The 18,859-nt window shown below is 73.0% G+C and carries 17 protein-coding genes; 9 read left to right on the plus strand and 8 right to left on the minus strand.

The window, feature by feature from the left end; all coding sequences use genetic code 11:
- Nucleotides 1-87: 87 nt before the first annotated feature.
- Complete coding sequence (locus ACZ4TV_RS25465; RefSeq protein WP_468137190.1) at nt 88-276, minus strand: DUF6381 family protein; 189 nt, start codon at nt 274-276, stop codon at nt 88-90.
- A 266-nt stretch (nt 277-542) separates the two neighbouring features.
- On the opposite strand from ACZ4TV_RS25465, the gene ACZ4TV_RS25470 reads away from it, so the two are divergent.
- From ACZ4TV_RS25470 to ACZ4TV_RS25480, 3 genes are read left to right on the plus strand one after another with little or no spacing between them, the layout of a single operon-like run.
- On the plus strand, nt 543-1,166 hold the full coding sequence (locus tag ACZ4TV_RS25470) for a (2Fe-2S)-binding protein (RefSeq protein WP_468137191.1): 624 nt from the start codon (nt 543-545) through the stop codon (nt 1,164-1,166).
- Nucleotides 1,163-2,158 (plus strand): FAD binding domain-containing protein, encoded by a 996-nt coding sequence (locus ACZ4TV_RS25475; protein WP_468137193.1) that lies wholly within the window; start codon nt 1,163-1,165, stop codon nt 2,156-2,158. Before ACZ4TV_RS25470 ends, ACZ4TV_RS25475 begins: the two co-directional genes overlap by 4 nt.
- Nucleotides 2,159-2,190: 32 nt before the next feature.
- Nucleotides 2,191-4,278, plus strand: coding sequence for a xanthine dehydrogenase family protein molybdopterin-binding subunit (locus ACZ4TV_RS25480; protein WP_468137194.1), 2,088 nt, complete (start codon nt 2,191-2,193; stop codon nt 4,276-4,278).
- A 12-nt stretch (nt 4,279-4,290) separates the two neighbouring features.
- On the opposite strand, the gene ACZ4TV_RS25485 is transcribed toward ACZ4TV_RS25480, so the two are convergent.
- Nucleotides 4,291-5,079: a VOC family protein gene (locus ACZ4TV_RS25485; RefSeq protein WP_468137195.1), complete on the minus strand. Its 789-nt coding sequence runs from the start codon at nt 5,077-5,079 to the stop codon at nt 4,291-4,293.
- Nucleotides 5,080-5,354: 275 nt separating this feature from the next.
- Between ACZ4TV_RS25485 and ACZ4TV_RS25490 the strand changes: the two genes are divergently transcribed.
- Both ACZ4TV_RS25490 and ACZ4TV_RS25495 read left to right on the plus strand, forming a co-directional pair.
- Nucleotides 5,355-6,335: an isopenicillin N synthase family dioxygenase gene (locus ACZ4TV_RS25490; protein WP_468137196.1), complete on the plus strand. Its 981-nt coding sequence runs from the start codon at nt 5,355-5,357 to the stop codon at nt 6,333-6,335.
- An 88-nt stretch (nt 6,336-6,423) separates the two neighbouring features.
- Nucleotides 6,424-7,596 (plus strand): alpha/beta hydrolase family protein, encoded by a 1,173-nt coding sequence (locus ACZ4TV_RS25495; protein ID WP_468137197.1) that lies wholly within the window; start codon nt 6,424-6,426, stop codon nt 7,594-7,596.
- A gap of 17 nt (nt 7,597-7,613) precedes the next feature.
- Here the strand turns inward: ACZ4TV_RS25495 and ACZ4TV_RS25500 are convergent, their stop codons facing one another.
- Nucleotides 7,614-8,897 (minus strand): sulfite oxidase, encoded by a 1,284-nt coding sequence (locus tag ACZ4TV_RS25500; protein ID WP_468137198.1) that lies wholly within the window; start codon nt 8,895-8,897, stop codon nt 7,614-7,616.
- 151 nt (nt 8,898-9,048) lie between these two features.
- On the opposite strand from ACZ4TV_RS25500, the gene ACZ4TV_RS25505 reads away from it, so the two are divergent.
- A complete protein-coding gene (locus ACZ4TV_RS25505) occupies nt 9,049-9,582 on the plus strand; it encodes a GNAT family N-acetyltransferase (protein WP_468137199.1) in 534 nt (177 codons plus the stop codon).
- A 244-nt stretch (nt 9,583-9,826) separates the two neighbouring features.
- On the plus strand, nt 9,827-10,474 hold the full coding sequence (locus ACZ4TV_RS25510) for an ankyrin repeat domain-containing protein (RefSeq protein WP_468137200.1): 648 nt from the start codon (nt 9,827-9,829) through the stop codon (nt 10,472-10,474).
- 5 nt (nt 10,475-10,479) lie between these two features.
- Here the strand turns inward: ACZ4TV_RS25510 and ACZ4TV_RS25515 are convergent, their stop codons facing one another.
- Together ACZ4TV_RS25515 and ACZ4TV_RS25520 are read right to left on the minus strand one after the other, a co-directional pair.
- A complete protein-coding gene (locus ACZ4TV_RS25515; protein WP_468137201.1) occupies nt 10,480-12,951 on the minus strand; it encodes a SpoIIE family protein phosphatase in 2,472 nt (823 codons plus the stop codon).
- A 590-nt stretch (nt 12,952-13,541) separates the two neighbouring features.
- Nucleotides 13,542-14,279, minus strand: coding sequence for an SCO6745 family protein (locus tag ACZ4TV_RS25520; RefSeq protein WP_468137202.1), 738 nt, complete (start codon nt 14,277-14,279; stop codon nt 13,542-13,544).
- Nucleotides 14,280-14,358: 79 nt separating this feature from the next.
- On the opposite strand from ACZ4TV_RS25520, the gene ACZ4TV_RS25525 reads away from it, so the two are divergent.
- Nucleotides 14,359-15,276, plus strand: coding sequence for a LysR substrate-binding domain-containing protein (locus tag ACZ4TV_RS25525; protein ID WP_468137204.1), 918 nt, complete (start codon nt 14,359-14,361; stop codon nt 15,274-15,276).
- On the opposite strand, the gene ACZ4TV_RS25530 is transcribed toward ACZ4TV_RS25525, so the two are convergent.
- From ACZ4TV_RS25530 to ACZ4TV_RS25540, 3 genes are all read right to left on the minus strand, one after another.
- Nucleotides 15,273-15,584, minus strand: coding sequence for an NIPSNAP family protein (locus tag ACZ4TV_RS25530; protein ID WP_468137205.1), 312 nt, complete (start codon nt 15,582-15,584; stop codon nt 15,273-15,275). The genes ACZ4TV_RS25525 and ACZ4TV_RS25530 overlap by 4 nt on opposite strands.
- A gap of 913 nt (nt 15,585-16,497) precedes the next feature.
- Nucleotides 16,498-16,839: a hypothetical protein gene (locus tag ACZ4TV_RS25535; RefSeq protein ID WP_468137206.1), complete on the minus strand. Its 342-nt coding sequence runs from the start codon at nt 16,837-16,839 to the stop codon at nt 16,498-16,500.
- A 303-nt stretch (nt 16,840-17,142) separates the two neighbouring features.
- Nucleotides 17,143-17,826: a TetR/AcrR family transcriptional regulator C-terminal domain-containing protein gene (locus tag ACZ4TV_RS25540; RefSeq protein WP_468137207.1), complete on the minus strand. Its 684-nt coding sequence runs from the start codon at nt 17,824-17,826 to the stop codon at nt 17,143-17,145.
- A gap of 115 nt (nt 17,827-17,941) precedes the next feature.
- Here ACZ4TV_RS25540 and ACZ4TV_RS25545 point away from each other — a divergent pair, with 115 nt between their 5' ends.
- Nucleotides 17,942-18,646 carry a DUF4386 domain-containing protein gene (locus ACZ4TV_RS25545; protein ID WP_468137208.1) on the plus strand — a complete coding sequence of 235 codons (705 nt, stop codon included), beginning with the start codon at nt 17,942-17,944 and terminating at the stop codon, nt 18,644-18,646.
- Nucleotides 18,647-18,859 lie beyond the last annotated feature (213 nt).

Consider the following 18,859-nt stretch of genomic DNA (forward strand, 5'->3'; position numbering starts at 1 on the left):
CTCATCCGGCCCGAGACCGCACCGGCCGGTGTCCGCGGCGACGGGGGATCGCGGCGGCCACCGGCCGGTGTACGGGGGAGAGGAGCGCTACATGGGGTCCATGCCCTTGTCGTCCATGCCCCTCTCCGCCTCGCTCTGCTCCCGGAGACGGCGGGCCTTCTCCTGCAGCCGGGTGCGCTCCTCCGGATCGGTGGAACGCTCGGCCGCGTCCTGCAGCTCCTGCGCCTTCGCGCGCATCTGCTGGGACCGACCGCGGGACTCGCCTGAAACGCTCATGATCACTCCTTGGATCTTGGGGGAGAGCGGGCGGATTCAGCGAACCAGCACTGCCGCTCCGCCGCATCTCGAACCGTCACCGAGTGTGATCCGCCGGGGATGACTTGCGCGGATGGCCCCGGCGGATGACCTCCGCTCATGGCCGCGGCGGATGACCTTGGCGGATGACCTCGGCGGATGACCCCGGCGGATGGCCACTGCGCACGGCCGTCCGCGAATGGCCGTCCGCGGATGCCGGAGCGCGGACGTTCGGAGAACCTGTGGGGGTGAGCCGAAACGATCCCGCACAGGACACCGCCGCCGACACCCGCACCCGCACCCCCATCACGCTCCGCGTCAACGGCGCGGACCGCGCACTGCGGCTGGACCACCGTGTCACCCTCCTCGACGCCCTCCGGGACCACCTGGACCTCACCGGTGCGAAGAAGGGCTGCGACCACGGCCAGTGCGGCGCCTGCACCGTGTTCCTCGACGGGCGGCGGGCCAACAGCTGCCTGCTGCTCGCGGTCGCCCAGGACGGCGCGGAGGTCACCACGGTGGAGGGCCTCGCCGCCACCGTGCCGGGCGGCGGCCCGCATCCGCTCCAGCGGGCCTTCCTCGAACGGGACGCCTTCCAGTGCGGCTTCTGCACATCCGGCCAGCTCTGCTCCGCCGTCGGAGCCGTCGCGGAAGCCGTGGCCGGTCATCCCTCGGCCGTCACCCCCGCCGAAGCCCTCGCCGAGCCCGGCCCGGTACCGCTGACCGCGGAGGAGATCAGGGAACGGCTCAGCGGCAACCTCTGCCGGTGCGGCGCCTACCCGTCCATCCTCCAAGCAGTGGTGGACGTGTCGGCCGCAGCGGGTCCGCCGGACCCGGCGGACCCGGCGGACCCGGCGAGCGTGGTCGCATGAAGCCCTTCGGCTACGTCCGGCCCACCAGCCTCCAGGAGGCGACCGAGGCCTACGCCGCCCACCCCGACTCCCGCTATCTCGGCGGCGGCACCAACCTCGTGGACCTCATGAAACTCGGCGTCGAGACCCCCGGCACGCTCGTCGACGTCTCCCGGCTCCCGCTCGACGCCATCGAGGAGCTCCCCGGCGGCGCACTGCGCATCGGAGCCACGGCCCGCCACAGCGACGTGGCCGCGCACCCCCTCGTACGCGCCCGTCACCCCGCCCTCGCCCAGGCCCTGCTCGCCGGGGCGTCGGCCCAGCTGCGCAACATCGCCACCACCGGCGGCAACCTCCTCCAGCGCACCCGCTGTTCGTACTTCCAGGACGTCACCAAGGCCTGCAACAAGCGCGAGCCGGGCACCGGCTGCGCCGCCCGGGACGGCATCCACCGCGATCACGCCGTGCTCGGGCACTCGCCGCACTGCATCGCCACCCACCCCTCGGACCTGGCCGTGGCCCTCGCGGCGCTCGACGCCGACGTCGAGCTGTACGGCCCCGAGGGCACCCGGACCGTCGCGGCCACCGCCTTCCACCGCCTGCCAGGCGACCGGCCCGAGCAGGACACCGTCCTCCGCGGCGGCGAGATCGTCACCGCGGTGCTCGTGCCCGCCGCCGCCCCCGGCGCCGTCTCCCTGTACCGAAAGGCCCGCGACCGGGCCTCGTACGCCTTCGCCCTGGCCTCGGTCGCCGTGGTCCTCGACGTCGATGCCGACGCGGGCCTCGTACGGCGGGTCGCCCTCGCCTTCGGCGGGCTCGCCCACCGGCCCTGGCGGGCCACCACGGCCGAACGTGCGCTGACCGGGGCCGCGCCGACGCCCGACTCCTTCCGGCAGGCGGTCGAGGCGGAGCTGGCCCAGGCCCGGCCCCTGCGCGACAACGCCTACAAGGTCGTGCTCGCCCGCAACCTCGCCTGCGACGCGCTCGGCGCACTCGCCCGCCGGACCCCGTAGAGATCCGCCGCACCCCCGTAGAGGAGCAGCCCATGCCCCCGCACCCCGCACTCGGTACCCCCACCGTCCGCGCGGAGGGCCCGGACAAGCTCACGGGCGCCGCACGCTACGCCGCCGACCACACCCCGCCCGGCTGCGCCTACGCCTGGCCCGTCCCCGCCGCCGTACCGCGCGGCCGCGTCACCGCCGTGGTGACCTCCGCCGCCCTGGAACTGCCCGGCGTACTGGGCGTCCTCACTCCGTACGACGCACCGCGCCTGGGTCCGTCGGACGACGCCACCCTCCAGGTGCTCCAGGACACCGCCGTCCCGCACCGCGGCTGGTACGTGGCCCTGGCGATCGCCGACACCCCGGAGGGCGCGCGCGCCGCCGCCGAAGCGGTACGGGTCGAGTACGCGACCGAACCGCACGACTCGGTCCTGCGCGAAGACCACCCCGGCGCCCACACACCGGAGGAGGCCAACGGGTTCCCCGGCCACCGGGAGCGCGGCGACCCGGACGCGGCGCTCGCCGCCGCCCCCGTGCGGATCGACTGCGCCTACACCGTGCCGCCCCTGCACAACCACCCCATGGAGCCGCACGCGGCCACCGCCGTCTGGGACTCCGCGCAGGGCCGGCTGACCGTGTACGACTCCAGCCAAGGCGCGGGAACCGTCCGGACGGTCCTGGCCTCCCTCTTCCACCTGCCCGAGGACCACGTCACCGTCGTCTCCGAACACGTCGGCGGCGGCTTCGGCTGCAAGGGCACCCCGCGCCCCCACGTCGTCCTGGCGGTCATGGCCGCCCGGCACACCGGACGCCCCGTCAAGCTGGTCCTGCCCCGGCGCCACATGCCCAGCACGGTCGGGCACCGGGCGCCCACCCTGCAGCGGATCGCGCTGGGCGCGCGCCGCGACGGCACCCTCACCGCCTACACGCACACCGTCACCACCCACACCTCCCGCGTCACGGAGTTCGTCGAATCGGCGGCCGTACCGGGCCGGGTCATGTACGCCGTGCCCGACAGCCGCACCACCCACCGCGTCGTCGCCCTCGACGTGCCCACCCCCTCCTGGATGCGCGCCCCCGGGGAGACCCCCGGCATGTACGCCCTGGAATCGGCCATGGACGAACTGGCCGACGCGCTCGGCATGGACCCCATCGAGTTGCGGATCCGCAACGAGCCCACGAGCGAACCGGACAGCGGCCGCCCCTTCAGCAGCCGCCACCTCGTGGAATGCCTGCGCGAGGGCGCGGACCGGTTCGGCTGGGCCGCCCTGCGCACGCCGCGCCGTGACGGGCCCTTGCTCCGCGGCGTGGGCGTGGCCGCCGCCACCTACCCCGTCTGGACCGTGCCCTCCACCGCCCGGGCCCACGCCCGGCCCGACGGCAGCCACCTCGTCGAGCTCGACGCCACCGACCTCGGCACCGGCGCCCGTACCGTCCTCGCCCAGGTGGCCGCCGACGCGCTGGGCGTGCCGCTCGCGTCCGTGACGGTGACCATCGGCCACACCGGCCTGCCCGCCGCCCCCCTCGCCGGCGGCTCCTCGGGCACCGCCTCCTGGGGCTGGGCGGTCCACGAGGCCTGCACCGCCCTGGCCGGCGTCCTGGCCGGCCACGAGGGGCCGCTGCCGCCCGAGGGGCTGTCCGCGTCCGCCGACACCACACGGTCGGCCCAGCAGAGGTCCCCGTACGCCCGGCACGCCTTCGGCGCGCACTTCGCCGAGGCACAGGTCGACACGGTCACGGGCGAGGTCCGCGTACGCCGCCTGCTCGGCGTGTACGCGGCCGGGCGCATCCTGAACCCGAAGACGGCCCGGTCACAGTTCGTCGGCGGCATGATCATGGGCCTCGGCATGGCACTGACGGAGCACAGCTCCGTCGATCCGGCCTACGGAGACTTCGCGGAGAGCGACCTGGCCGCCTACCACCTGCCCGCGCACGCCGACGTGCTCGAGGTCGAGGCGCACTGGATCGAGGAGCACGACGAACACCTGAACCCGGTGGGCGGCAAGGGCATCGGCGAGATCGGCATCGTGGGGGTGGCCGCCGCCATCGGCAACGCCGTCTGCCACGCCACCGGGCACCGTCTGCGCGAACTGCCCCTCACGCCGGACCGGGTCCTGGCCGCGCTGGGCTGACCCGCCCCGGGCTCAGTCCCTGTCCGTGCCCGTGTCCCTGTCCCTGTCCCTGTCCGTGCCCGTGTCCGCTCCGAGGGCGGTGGTGAGGGTGAACAGGGCCCCGTCCGGGTCGCGGAGCGTCACCCACCGCTCCTCGGCGTTCGAGGTGATGTCCGAAACGGTGCGCCCGCCGAGCGCGACCGCGGCCTCGACCGCCGGCTGGAGCTCCGGCACGCGGAAGTGGACGTGCCAGCGGGGCCGGGTGTGCGGTGAGTAGGACGCGATCTCGACCGGGCCGCTGTTGAGGCGGGCGACGGGCTCGCCGTCCTGCCGCAGGACGACCTGGTCCTCCTCGTACGCGACCTCGCAGCAGCCGGGGCGGCCGGTGGCCCACTCCAGCACCGCGCCGTAGAACATCGCCGCGTCGAGCGCGTTCCTGGTGCGCAGTTCCAGCCAGGCCGGCGCCGGCCCCTTGCCCACCCGCCAGTCCGCGGCCACGTCGCCCTCCCAGATCCCGAAGACCGCACCGTCGGGGTCGGCGACGAGCGCCCCGCGACCGCCGGATTCGAAGGAGACCGGACCGACCGCGATCGTGCCGGTCCGCTCCCGGATGCGGTCCACCGCCACATCGGCGTCGTCGACGGCGAAGTATGGGGTCCAGGCCACGGCGACGCCCAGATCCCCGGCCAGCGCTCCGATACCCGCCACCGGGACACCGTCCAGTTCCGCCACCGAAAAGGCGTCGCCGAGGCGGGCCGGTCTGAAGGTCCAGCCTGCCACCGCGCCGTAGAAACGCTGGGTCGTCTCGAGGTCGCGGGCCATCAGGCTCACCCAGCACGGTGCCCCGAAGACCTCCCTCGTCGAAATCTCCACCGCTCGCTCCGTCCCTCGTGAGCCCCTCCGTCTCATTCTGGTACTTTTCGCGACGATCTTCGCGATCGACGGCGGCGAGTACGTACACAAAGTGGCCGATACGCACGCTCCGTATCGATCCCGCCCGGTGGCGGGTGGCGATAGCCTCGGTCACGGATGCCCCACGGATGCCCCACGGGCGCACCAGGGACGCCCCCCTCGCAGCCTCGGAAGGCAGGTCTCCCATGGTCGGTTTCCAGGTTCCCGTGATCGATCTCGGACCGTGGCGGTCCGCCGAACCGCGGGCACGGGCCCGTACGGCCGCCCGCGTGGACGAGGCCCTGCGCGCGGCCGGATTCCTGCTCGTGAGCGGGCACGGTGTGGACCCCGCGCTGCCCGCGCGGATCCGGGAGGCGGCGCGCGAGTTCTTCCGGCTGCCGGCCGCCGTGAAAGAGCCGTACGCCGTCAAGGTCGGCGGCCGGGGCTGGCTCGGCCCCGGGGCCGAGGCGAACAGTTACGCGGAGGGGGCCGCCTCGCCGCCCGACCTCAAGGAGTCCTGGTCCTGCGCGGCGGAGGACCCCACCGGTATCCCCTCCGTGGACGCCGAGTGGTTCCGGCCCAACGCCTGGCCGGCCGAGGTGCCGGCGCTGCGGCCGCTGGTGACCGAGTACCTGGGGCTCATGCGAGCCCTCTCCGACGAACTGCTGGAACTCCTGGCCACCGCGCTCGGACTCGCCGAGGACCACTTCACGCGCCACACCTCACACCCCACCTGGGGCTTCAACCTCAACTGGTACCCGGGCACCGAGGTCGTCGGCCCGCCGCTGCCCGGCCAGTTCCGCATCGGGGCGCACACCGACTTCGGCACGGTCACGGTCCTCGACCGGGAGCCGGGCGCGGGCGGGCTCCAGATCCACACCGACGCGGACGGCTGGCAGGACGCGCCCTACGACCCGGCGGCGCTCACCGTGAACATCGGCGACCTGATGGCCCGCTGGACGGGCGACCGCTGGCGCGCGGGCCGGCACCGCGTGCTGCCCCCGCCCGCCGACACCCCGGCCGAGGAACTGATCTCACTCGTCTACTTCTACGAATGCGACCCGCACACCCGGGTGGAGTCCCTGCCCGCCCCGGTCGGCCGGGTGGTGCACGACCCCGTCGACTCGCACGCGTACCTGCGGGGCAAGCTCGACGCGATCAGCGTCCCGGAGGGGAGCGCGACCTGAGAGGGAGGCGGGACCCTCCTCGGGTCGGATTCCCGGCTCCTCCTGTGAGATGACGATCCGCCATGGCGCTTCCCATAGCGTCGTCTTCATGTACCGACGCAGAGCAGCCGCCTCAGCCGCCTTACTCGCGCTCATCCTTCCGCTCCCGCTCGCCGCCGCCGGCACCTCGGTCGCGGCCGAGTCCCCGTCCGTGACCGCCGTGACCGAGAGCCGCCGCGCGGAGGTGGAACTCCCGCGCCCCACCGGCCGTTTCCCGGTCGGGCGTGAAGACCTGCACCTGGTCGACCACAGCCGCACCGACCCCTGGGCCGGGTCCGGTCCGCGGGAGTTGATGGTCACCATGCGCTATCCGGCGCGCCGCGACACCGGCCGCACGGCGCCCTACCTCACCCGTGAGGAGGCCCGGCTGCTGCTGGTCGACCGGAAGCTGGACCAGGCGATCCCGGTCGAGACCCTGGCCGGCGCCGCGACCCATGCCCGGTCCGGCGCCCGGCCCGTGGCGGGCAGGTATCCGCTGATCGTCCTCTCCCCGGGCTTCACCGTCCACCGCGCCACCCTCACCGCGCTCGCCGAGGACCTGGCCTCGCGCGGCTACGTCGTCGCCTCCGTCGACCACGCGTACGAGAGCGTGGGGACCGCCTTCCCCGGCGGCCGCGTGCTGGAGTGCCTGGCCTGCGAGAAGGCCCCCGGAGCGGGGGGCATGGGGGCGGTCAGCGACAACCGCGCCCGCGACGTGTCCTTCCTCCTGGACCGCCTCACCGGACGCGACCCGGCCTGGCGGCACGCAGGCCTCATCGACCAGAGCCGCATCGCCATGGCGGGCCACTCTATCGGCGGCGCCTCGGCCGCCGCCGCGATGGCGGCCGATCCGAGGGTCCGTGCCGGCATCAACATGGACGGCGGACTCGCGACGCCGGTCCCCGGGACCGGGCTCGGCGGGCGCCCCTTCATGCTGCTCGGCGCGCAGCACCGGGGCCCCGGGGGCAATCCGACCTGGGACCGCGACTGGCCGCGCCTCGACGGCTGGAAGCGCTGGATCACCTTCGCCGGCTCCGGCCACTTCAGCTTCTCCGACTTCCCGGCCATCGGCGAACAGCTGGGCCTGAGCGACCCCGAGGCCCCGCTGCCCGGCGCCCGCTCCGTCGAACTGACCCGGCGCTACGCCGGAGCCTTCTTCGACCAGCACCTCAAGGGCAGGCCCCAGCCCCTCCTGGACGGCCCGTCCTCCGACGCGCCGGAGGTCCGCTTCCACACCCCGTGAGCCCCATGAGTCGCTGTTCAGACCACCGTGACCGGGTGGCGCACGACCGCGTCGAAGAGATAGCCCTGCGTGTTGTGGACCGACGTCTCGGGCTGCGTCCGCCCGGTGGCGTCGGTCGCCCGGGCCAGCAGCGAGGTCGCACCCGTCACCCGCGGGGTCCACGGCAGCGACCAGCGCACCCAGCTGCCCCGACGCGGGGCGTCGTGCAGCCGGGCCCGCCGCCAGTGGAGGCCGCCGTCGGTGCTGACCTCCACCCCGGTGACGGTGGCCGACCCCGACCAGGAACGGCCGGTCAGCAGCCGGGTCCGGTGCACGGGAACGGTGGCCCCCAGCTCCAGCTCGAACGCGCTCTTGAGGGTCTGGCGGGTCACCGCGGGACCGCCTTCCACCGGGTACTGGGGCCCGAACATCCGGTACATGTCGGTGTTCCACGGCGAGTACAGCGGCTCCTCGCTCACCTCGATGTCCCCGACCCACTTGATCGAGGAGATGCCGGTCCACTCCGGTACGACGAGCCGGACCGGGCCGCCGTGGTCGGGCGGCAGCGGCTCCCCGTTCATCTCGTAGGCCAGCAGGACGTCGTCCAGCGCCTTGGCGACGGGCAGCGGGCGCCGCACCCGGCCCAGGTTCACCCCGTTCGCGACCACCTCGTCGTCCAGCCCGCGCGGCAGGACGTCGACGGCGCCTCGGGTCACGCCCGCCAGCCGCAGGACGTCCGACAGCCGCGCGCCGCGCCAGCGCGCGACACCGACCGCGCCCAGGGTCCACGCGGTGCCGGCGACCGGCTGGCCCTGCTGCGTGACGTAGAAGCTCCGGCCGTTGCCCGCGCACTCGATGAACAGCGTCCGCTCGACCGCCTGCAGGGCCCGCAGCCGCTCGTACGAGAACTCCACCGGCCCGCCCGCGAGCCCGTCGCCCCACACCCTCAGCCGCCATGCGCCGGCATCGACGCGCGGGGTTGAGGTGTGGTTGCGCACGAAGAACCGGTCGACCGGGGTGAGCGGGCCCGTGCCGCGCAGGGCCGCGAAGTTGGTCTCCGCGTTCGTGCCGCGGACGGTGAACAGCTCGGGCGGCAGCGGCTTCACGGTGCGGGGGGTGTCGGCGGCGACGGATGGGCCGGTCGCCGCGGAGGCCGAGGCGGTACCGCCGGCGGCCAGACCCAACGAGCCGGCGGCGGCGCCGGCCGCGAACAGCTTGAGCAGGTCACGACGGTCCACTCCGGCGGAGCGGGCGCGGCCGCGCGCCCACTGCCGCAGGCGCGTGCGGTCGTACTGGCTCTCGTCCGAGAGATCGACGGGCATGGCAGGGACACTCCTCGGTCGTGGTTCCCGCCGGACCGCGCAGGCCCGGGGCGAGCCGCGGAAACCTTCCCACGGTGACGGCAACGAATGCGGAAGGCGGTCGCAATGGCCGATTACCGCTGGTCCGCCGACTTTCGGCAGGATGTGGGGCATGACCGAGATCCGTACCCCCCGACTCCTCCTCCGCCGCTGGACCGACGACGACCTCGTCCCCCTGTCGGAGATCAACGCCGACCCGGAGGTGATGCGCTGGATCGGCGACGGCTCCACCCGCGACCTGGACCAGACCGCCGAGGACATCGAGCGCTGGGAGGAGGAGTGGGACGAGGAGGGCTTCGGGCTCTTCGCCGTCGAGCTCCTGGGCTCCGGGGAGCTGATCGGCGTCGTCGGCCTCTCGGTCCCCGAGTACCTGCCGGAGGCGCTGCCGGACGTCGAGATCAGCTGGCGGCTCGGCCGCCAGTTCTGGGGCCAGGGCTACGCCTCCGAGGCCGCCCAGGCCACCTTGGAGTTCGCCCTCCAGGACCGCGGCCTGGACCGCGTCATCGCCATCAACCGGGCGGGCAACGACGATTCCGAGAACGTGATCCGCAAGCTGGGCATGGTGCTGGAGCGTGACACCACCGACCCCAGGTACGGCCACCTCCTTCAGCTGCACAGCATCGACCTCACGGAGTACGAGGCCTGACCCCGCCTGATCCGGCCTGACCCCGCCTGATCCGGCCTGATCCGGCCTGACCGGGCCCTGCCCCGCACCGGCCGTCAGCGCGCGGCGCCCGCATCGGCCGATCGGTCGACCCGGGGGTCCTGCGAACCGCCCGTGGGCTGCGGCCACCGGTCGGACCGGCCCGGGGTCCGGCCACGGCGACGATGGACCGGGGGAGCGGGAGGGCGTACGCGGCCCTCCCCGCCCGGGAGCCGAGAGGGACACCATGAACGCGCACGACCGACTGCTCCTCGACGGGGCCCGCCGCGGCGACGCGGCGGCGGTGAGCCAGGCGCTCGCCGCCGGCGCGGCCACCTCGGCCCGCGACGAACAGTCGCGCACGCCGCTGCTGCTCGCCGCGCTCGGCGACCACGTGGCCGTGGCCGAGCTGTTGTTCGCCGCCGGAGCCGACCCGAACGCCCCGGACTCCCGGCAGGACAGCCCCTGGCTGGTCACCGGCGTCACCGGCAGCGTGCGGATGATGCGCCTGCTGCTGCCCGCAGGTCCCGACCTGAAGCAGCTCAACCGCTTCGGCGGGACCTCCCTCATCCCGGCCGCCGAGCGCGGGCACACGGCGTACGTACGCGCGGTGCTCGACGAGACGGACATCGACGTCGACCACGTCAACCGGCTCGGCTGGACCGCCCTGCTGGAGGCGGTGATCCTCGGCGACGGCGGCCCGCGCCACGAGGAGGTCGTCGCGACGCTGCTCGCGGCGGGCGCCGACCCCGTACTGGCCGACCACGACGGGGTGACCCCGTACGAGCACGCCGCCCGCCGGGGCTTCGAGGGCATCGCCCGGATCCTGCGGGCGGCGGGGGCGGCGGGGGCGGCCGGAGCAGCCACGGCCGGGGCGGGCCGGCCGGAGCCGTAGACCGGTTAGGGCAGCCGCGGAGCGTCTCTCGGAGCGGTGAGCAGGGGCAGCTCTGTCCAGACGGTCTTGCTGTCCCGCATGTAGCGAGTGCCCCAGCGTTCGGTGAGCTGGGCCACCAGGAAGAGACCGCGCCCGCCCTCGTCGGTGGTGCGCGCCCGCCGCAGGTGCGGGGCGGTGCTACTGCTGTCGGAGACCTCGCAGATCAGGCCGCGGTCCAGGATGAGCCGCAGGGTCACCGGCGTTCCGCCGCCGTACCGGTAGGCGTTGGTGACCAGCTCGCTGACGACCAGTTCGGCGGTGAAGAGCATGTCCTCCAAGCCCCACTTGGTCAGGGTGGCCACCGTCAGTTCCCGTGCCTGGGCGGCGGCGGCCGGCTCCGAGGGCAGTTCCCAGGAGGCGAACCTCTCCGGTGCCAGCACGCGGGTGCGGGCGAGGAGCAGCGCGACGTCGTCACGTGGGCGCTCGGGCAGCAGAGCGTCCTGTACGGCCGTGCAGGTCTCCTCCAGTGGTCGGCCGGGCCGGGACAGCGCTGCCCGTAGCAGCCGCAGCCCCTCGTCGAAGTCCCGGCCACGGGCCTCGACGAGTCCGTCTGTGTAGAGCGCCAGCAGGCTGCCCTCGGCTAGTTCCAGTTCCGCGGACTCGAAGGGCAGTCCGCCCAGGCCCAGCGGCGGCCCCATGGGGAGGTCGGGCAGGCTCACCTGGCCGTCGGGGGTCACCACTGCGGGCGGCAGGTGGCCCGCGCGGGCGAGGGTGCAGCGCCGGGAGATGGGATCGTAGACCGCGTAGAGGCAGGTCGCGCCGACGATCTGCTGGCCCTGCGAGCCTGCGGCGGCCGGCTCCTGCTCATCCGCCAGGCGGTTGACCAGGTCGTCCAGGTGGGAGAGGACCTCGTCCGGCGCGTAGTCGAGGCCGGCCAGGGTGTGCACTGCCGTACGCAAGCGGCCCATGGTGGCCGCGGCGTGCAGTCCGTGGCCGACGACATCGCCGACGACGAGGGCGACCCGGGCCCCGGAGAGCGGGATGACGTCGAACCAGTCGCCGCCGACGCCGGTGGCGGGATCGGCCGGCAGGTAGCGGTGGGCGACCTCGACCGCGCTGTGTTCGGGTAGTTCGCGCGGCAGCAGGCTGCGCTGCAAGGTCAGCGCCGCCCGGTGCTGCTGGGTGTAGCGACGGGCATTGTCGATGCAGACGGCGGCGCGCGCGGCGAACTCCTCGGCGAGCGTGAGGTCGTCCTCCTCGAACGGTTCGGGCCGCATGGCCCGCCACAGGCTGAGCAGGCCGAGGAGCCGACCGCGGGCGGTCAGAGGTACGACGATCAGTGAGTGAGCGCCCAGGGCGAGGGCGCGCTCCGCGCGCTCAGGATCCTGGAAGTGCCAGCCGGGGCTGCTCGTCAGCACCGCTTCGAGGATGGGCTGTCGCTCGGCGAGGCACCGGGCCTGAGGGGTCCGAGGGTCGAAGGCGAAGACGTCTCCGGCGGGGAACATCACCTCCAGCGCTTGTGCCATCACCGAGTGGACGGCCATTCTGCGGACGATTCCGATCGTCTCCTCGGCGGGTTCCTCGCCACGCGCCACCGGCTCGAGCAGGTCGACGGAGACGGCGTCGGCGAGGTCGGGGACGGCGATGTCGGCCAGTTCCCGGGTGGTCTGGGTGAGGTCCAGAGTGGTCCCGATGCGGAAGCTCGCCTGGCTGAGCAGGGACAGCCGCCGGCGAGCCCGGTATCGGTCGGTGACGTCCTCCACCAATTGGGTGACTCCGAGGATCCCGCCGGAGGGGTCCTCCATCCGGAACGCCGAGACGGACACCACCCGCTCGTGGCCGGGGTCGCTCCTCAGGCGACAGGGCTGCTCCGTGAAGATCAGCGGCTCGCCCGTCTCCAGCACCCGTCGCAGCCGCCTCTCGATGGTCTCCACGTCGGGACCGATCAGGAAGTCGCCGGTGCGACGGCCCCGGACTTCCGCCACGGGAAGCTGCGCGAACCGGGCCACCGCCCGGTTGACCCGGAGGATGCTCAGGTCGGGGGCGTGGACGGACAGACCGATCGGGGAGCGCCGGAACAGGCCGTCCAGGACCGACCGGTCCGTCTCCCACCGGACCACCTCCTCGGCCGGCGCGGCGACGAGGAACCACTCGTGGAACCACTCGTGGCTGGAGTCGGCGCGGGTGACGGCGCGGGCGCGGATGCCCAGCTCCACCCGCCGGCCACCGCGGTGCAGGACGGGCAGGACGCCGTACCAGCCCCGGTCGTCCTCGCATGCGGCCACCGCGTCCTCGACCGCCTCGCGGTCGCGGGCGTCGACGAGGAAGTCGACCGCCGCTCGGCCGAGCGCCTCCCGGGGCGGGTAGCCGAGCATCGCCTGTGCGCGCTCGCTCCAGCCGACGACCCTGCCATGGTCGTCCAGAACCGCCGAGGCCGCGCTGTGCAGTGCGAACGGGTCCTCGGGCCCCTCGCTGAGCGCTGGCACCGGTGCGTCCATCGCTACCACCCTTCGACCTGTCGAGCGGAACGCTCAGCAGGCATTCCGGCAGTGACCTGAATCGGCTCCCCTGGCGGAGTGACAGCCCTCTCCGAGGGGTGCTTGGCGGCCTGATCCGGGAGGTCGGGGAACGGGGAGACGACGGGCCGGGGGCTTCTTGGCGCTTTGACCCTGCTACAACAGTGACCGATGGGTACCCAGGCACGCGACCGGTAAGGTGCACCGGCCGCTGCGGCGGGCCGGCCTTGAGGTGATCCCGGACGCCGTGCCGGTCGGCACGATGCCGTTCGTCGCCGGATACCGTGCCGAGGACATGGCCGGCGGCTTCTCCCACCGGTACGACACCCCACGGCTGGTCGACCGGCTCCATGAGGACTGGTACGACCTCGCCGTCTCCTCGGGTCTCCTCGATCCGCGGTGCGCCACCCGGACCGCTAGGAGAACGTCCTGCGGTATCTGGAATGGATCACGCTTCGTGACAGCCCTACGTCAACCGCGAGTTCAAGCAGCGGATCGCTGTCTTTGGTCTGCTGCTCCGGTGGTCACGACCGGCTGGGACTCGTGCACTTGTTGGTGTTCTCGACGTCCGGTCACGGGGTCGGGGAGGCGGTCAACGCGTTGACGAGCTGGGCGAACTCGGTACGTTGCCGGTCGGTCAGTGTGGCGTAGAGCGGCGCCTGCAGCTCATCGGTGAGCTGCTCGGCCCGCTGCCATCGAGGGATCAGGGTTGTGGCAACGGGATGTGGCTCTTGCCAGCCGTAGCGGGTTGCCTGCTCGACGCCGAGGTTGATGATCATGGCCGCTCGGGCGCTCAGCCCGCACAGGCGTACCGCCGCCAGATGGCAGGCGCCACGGTGTTCCCGCAGGACGTGTATGCGCTGCATGGCCGCACCGACCGGGTCGTTGCCGGGGCCGGGTTGCGCGCGCCAGCCGGCAAACAGAGGCAGTGCGTCGGCGTCGGCGGCGTCGATCAGATGCTGTGCCAAGCGGTTGAAGTGCTCCACGTCGACGCCGGCGGGGATGTGGGCGTGCCCCCAGGTCCGGACGGCCTGTGCATAGCAGGCAGCGGCTTCCTCCGCCGGCATCACGGACCGTCCCGCCCGCCAGCCCGCGGTAACCAGGTGGGGGCCGAGGAAGCCCTGTACCGCTTGGACCACCGAGGCCGGTGCCTCGCCGAGCACCCCGAACCGTCCACGGCAGTAGAAGCCGCGCCCCGGGGGAAACCCGGCACGCAGACCGACGGCGGCGGTCGCCTCATCGGACATGAACTCGTCACCGAAATCGTGGATGGGCCGGGCAACCGCGGTGATGCAGTCGAAGATCTCCATGCGGAGAAGGTCGCTCACCATGACTCAATAGGTCAAGGGGATGATTTCTCATGCGACGCTTTAGGTAATCTATCGAGTCATGCTGGATATCCGCCGTCTGTACATGCTCAAGACCGTCGCCGCCCGAGGCTCCATCGCGGCGGCCGCCCAGTCACTGGCGCTGTCCGCCGGTGCCGTGTCCCAGCAGTTGTCCGCGCTGCGGCACGACATGGGAATCGATCTGCTGCGCCCCGACGGGCGAACCGTGGCACTGACCGAGGCGGGCCGGGTGCTCCTCGAACACGCCGACCGGATCCTCGCCGCCATGGAGGAAGCCGAGAGCGCCCTCGCGGCGGTCAAGGGCACGGTCGGCGCCACCGCGACGCTGGCCGCGCTGCCGTCGACCGTCGCCAGGATCGTGGCCCCCGCGCTGACCGCACTGGGCTCACAGCACCCGCAGCTCACCGTGACCTGCCTCTTCACCGACCAGGCACAACTGCGGGAACTCACCCTCGGCACCGTCGATGTGGTGCTGGGACAGCGGTATCACCACCTGCCCGACACCGCACCGCGGGGCATCGAGGTCTCGCCGCTGCTCGACGATCCGCTGCTCGTCGTCACCGCGGCCGGCGAAGCCGACGAGCGGCCCGTCGCCCTACGGGAACTCGCCACGCACGACCTCGCCGTGCCGCCGCCGACCACGGACTGCGGACAGGCCATCCTGCACGCCTGCCACCAGGCCGGCTTCACACCCACGACGCGCTACATCACCGCCGACACCGCCGCCCAGCTCAGCCTCGCACGGGCCGGCCTCGCCACCGCGCTCGTCCCCCGAACGGCCATCGACCCGGGCACACCCGGAATCCGCACGGCGCCGATCGAGGATCGCCCGATCCTGCGCCTGCTGTTCGCCGCGACGCGTCACACCGAGACCGCGAACCCGACGACCACGGCCGTCATCGCAGCGCTGCGCACAGCCGCGCGGCAGGGTCGCACCACGCACCTTCCGGCGCCCTAGGACAGGCCCTCGAGCGGCCGGAGGAAGCGGCGCTCGTACCGCTTGATGCAGCGGGTCTCACGAGCAAGTTCGAACGCTTCCTGACACTCCGGGTCCGACATGCTGTCCGTGCGGTACTGCTCGTACGCGGCCAGGCTGGGAAAGGAGAAGAGGGCGTAGGCGATGTCGCTGTCGCCCTCACTCGGCAGGAAGTAGCCGTGGTGCGTCCCACCGAAACGGTTGACGAGCCGGACCCAGCGGCGACCGTATTCTTCGAAATCCTCGAGCTTGTCAGCGTCGACCTCGTACTTCAGATGAATGGTGATCATGCCTGCATGATGCCGTGTGACGGTGGCTGACGCGGATGCGGTCCCAAGGATGCCCGCTCCACCAGGCGTCGAGGCGGATCAGGTGAGCGCGACAGCGGCGAAGAGGTGCTCGAGGTGGGTCTTTCGCAGGCCGCGGTAGCGGGCGTCTCATGCCGGTGACCGCGACGCCTGGTGGATGGTTCCCTCGACACCAGCGCGGCGGCGGTGTACTTGGCGCGCCACTGCTCGTCGGTCTGCTGGTCTCGGGCCTGGTCGAGAGCTTCTTGCCGATCGCGGGGGTTGCAGCGAGACGATCGTCTTGGTGCCGCGCTGGCTGGCGGGGCTCCGCCAGGTGCCGGTGTTTCCGCGCGGGCAGGTGGCCTGCCGCTCGTCCCAGTCAATGGTGAAGGCGGTGCGGTCGCATCCGGCGCCGGCGTGCTTGGGGCGAGCGCTTCGGCGTCGCCCTGATCACCCCAGCCCTCTTCTTCACGCCCACGATCAGCTCGGCGGAGGGGTAGCCGGAGTCGAGGTCAAGGGAAGCGGTCGTCATCCCGGGCCCGAACTGCAACCTCGGCAGCGGCGGCAATCAATATTCGCGGCTGACCCAGGCGGTGCCCTCGATGCAGGTACACCGGAGACAACAGCCACCGGACCATCGCCCGCTTCATAAGACGGGCGACTGGTTCCAGGTCGTCGACCAGGAGGCCGACGGCTACTCGGCTGTCGCCCTGTGGCAGGTCACGGACCCCAGGGGCGCAGTCGTGCGGCAGGGCGCAGTGTGGAACGCGTCCCGCTACGACACGCACCGGTACAAGAACAAGGACCTCCCCGAGGGGCACGACATCACCACCCGTGTGAGCCCACCAGGGCCCGCGTTTGGGGCTGCCGCTGCCCCGTACGACAGATCCCGCGGTCCGGTCCGGTCGGGGAGGCCTCAGCCGCCGCCCTGGAAGGCCCACAGCACGAAGGCCACCGTATAGAGCAACACGGTGGTCACGTGCGCGCAGATCAGGGAGGCGAAGGCACCGATCCCGCCGAGGGCCAGGCCGAGGGTCCGGGTGTGCGGGCGGAGGGACGATCGCCAGGAGGCCGCCACCAGGGCCAGCGGAACGGCGTACGGCAGGGTGAGCCACGCTGTGCCGTGGACGATCGGGGAGGAGCGGTAGCCCCACGCACCGCCCAGTACCGCCACCACGGTGCACAGGGCCGGGGCCAGCCACCACGGCGGGGCCAGGGGCCGCGCGGCCGGAGGTGTCAGGGGTGGAGTCGCGTTCATGACCCCATTGCACCGCCCGACCCGCAGCGTCCGCATGGGCGCACGTACTCAGACCGCCCCTTCCGAGTACCTAGTGCTGTGACCGGGAAGGTTCGCCGGGGCCACGCCACCCAGCGCAAGGGTCAGGCCGGTGAGGACACCTGCGTTACGGGTGGCCGCGCGCATGGGACGTACCTGCTCTGCGGGATCGTCGGGCGGCCCCGGAGCTGAGTGTTGCCGGATTCGCGTGGGAACGGCGCCGAGCGCACGCGGGCCCGCGCGCAACCACTGACCCGGCTCGGCTGGATCCCTCCCCGCCCGCGCCTACGCCTTCCGCGCGGACGTCCAGCCCCGGCGGCGGAGGCTTTCGAAGCCGTCCAGGAGGAGGTCCAGGGCGAATTCGAATTCGAACTGGTCGTCGCAGCCGCCACCGACCGTGGAGCCCCCGTCGTGCGCGGCCGTCGCGGCCAGTTCCGCGATGTGCGGGTAGCGCGCCGCCAGCCCGGGGTCCGGCGGGCCGGAGGGGCCCGAGGTGTCGAACAGTTCCTGGCTGAAGCCGAGCAGGCGGCTGCCCATCGCGTGCATGACGTGGTGCGTGAGGTCGGCGGAGAGGCCGCCGTCCCGGAAGCTCCCGGCCATCGAGTCCAGGTACGCCAGCACGGCCGGGGTGGGTCCGGTCCGCGACTCGATGACCCGGGCCGCCCAGGGGTGGCGCAGCAGGACACGTCGGGCCGAGAGGATCCGCCCGCGGACCACGCGCTGCCAGTCGGGGCCCGCGGCCGGCGGGTCGATCTCGCCGACGACGGCATCGGCCATGCCATCGAGCAGCTCCTCCTTGTTGGCCACGTGCTTGTAGAGGGCCATCGGTACGACGTCCAGCTCCTGCGCGAGCCTGCGCATGCTGAGCGCGTCGATGCCGGTGGCGTCGGCGAGCGCGACGGCCGTGCGCAGGACGCGGTCCCTGTTCAGGGGGATCCGTTGCGTGTGCGTGGCTTCCTGCCGGGTCATTCCGGTTGGGCCCCTTCCCTCCTCGACAGCGCCCTCTCCTTGACGAGTGTACGCCGTACACCTATGCTCCCTGCCAGGTGTACGGTGTACACCACGAGCGAGGGGTGCCGAGAAGATGAGTCCGGACCGGAGAACCGCGGTGGCCGCCGGGTCGCTGTTCCTGCTGACCGAGGCCGCCGCGATAGCCGGGGCGGTCCTGTACCGCCCCCTGCTGGGCGCGGCGGACGGCCGGCTCGCGCAGGGCGCCGACACGCGGGCGCTGATCGGGGTGCTCTGCGAGGTGGTGCTGGTGGTGGCGGTGGCCGGTACCGGGGCGGCGCTGTTCCCCGTCCTGCGGCGCCACGGCGAGGGGCTCGCGCTCGGGTACGCCTTCGGGCGGTTACTGGAGGCGGCCGTCATCGCCCTCGGGATCGTCGCCGTCCTGGCGCTCGTCACCCTGCGGCGGGACGCCGGGGCGGCGGACGGCGCCGACGTCGCGCTGGCGGCCGTGCACGACTGGACGTTCCTGCTCGGGCCCAACATCGCCCTCGGCCTGAACACCGTTCTGCTTGCGTACCTGGCGTACCGCGCGCGGCTCGTGCCGCGCTTCATCGCCGTGCTCGGGCTGGTCGGCGGGCCGCTGATCTGTGCCTCGGCCGTCGCCGTGATGTTCGGGGCCTACACGCAGCTCTCCGTGGCGGGGGCGGCCGCCGCGCTCCCGGTGTTCGCCTGGGAGCTGGGGCTGGCCGGGTGGCTGATCGTCAGGGGGTTCGGGCCCGGCTCAGGCGCCGCGTCCCGGGTAGACGGAGAAGTGGCTGATCCGGCAGGTGTCCGTCGGTGAGGCCGACCCGAGCTTGACGGCGGCGCGGTCCGGGGCGACGCGTCAGCGCTGCCGGGCCGGGACCGTTTGGGTGTGGTGTGTTGGCGCCCCGGGTGGCCTCGCCGGTCAGGTCGTCGTCGAAGCCCACGATCGTCTCCAGCTCGGCGAGGGCCTCGTCTTCAAGGTCGATCGCCCGCACTCCAACGGGCAAGGCGGGCCGGACAGATCGGCGGC

It is taken from the genome of Streptomyces sp. NPDC028910, from assembly GCF_055564955.1.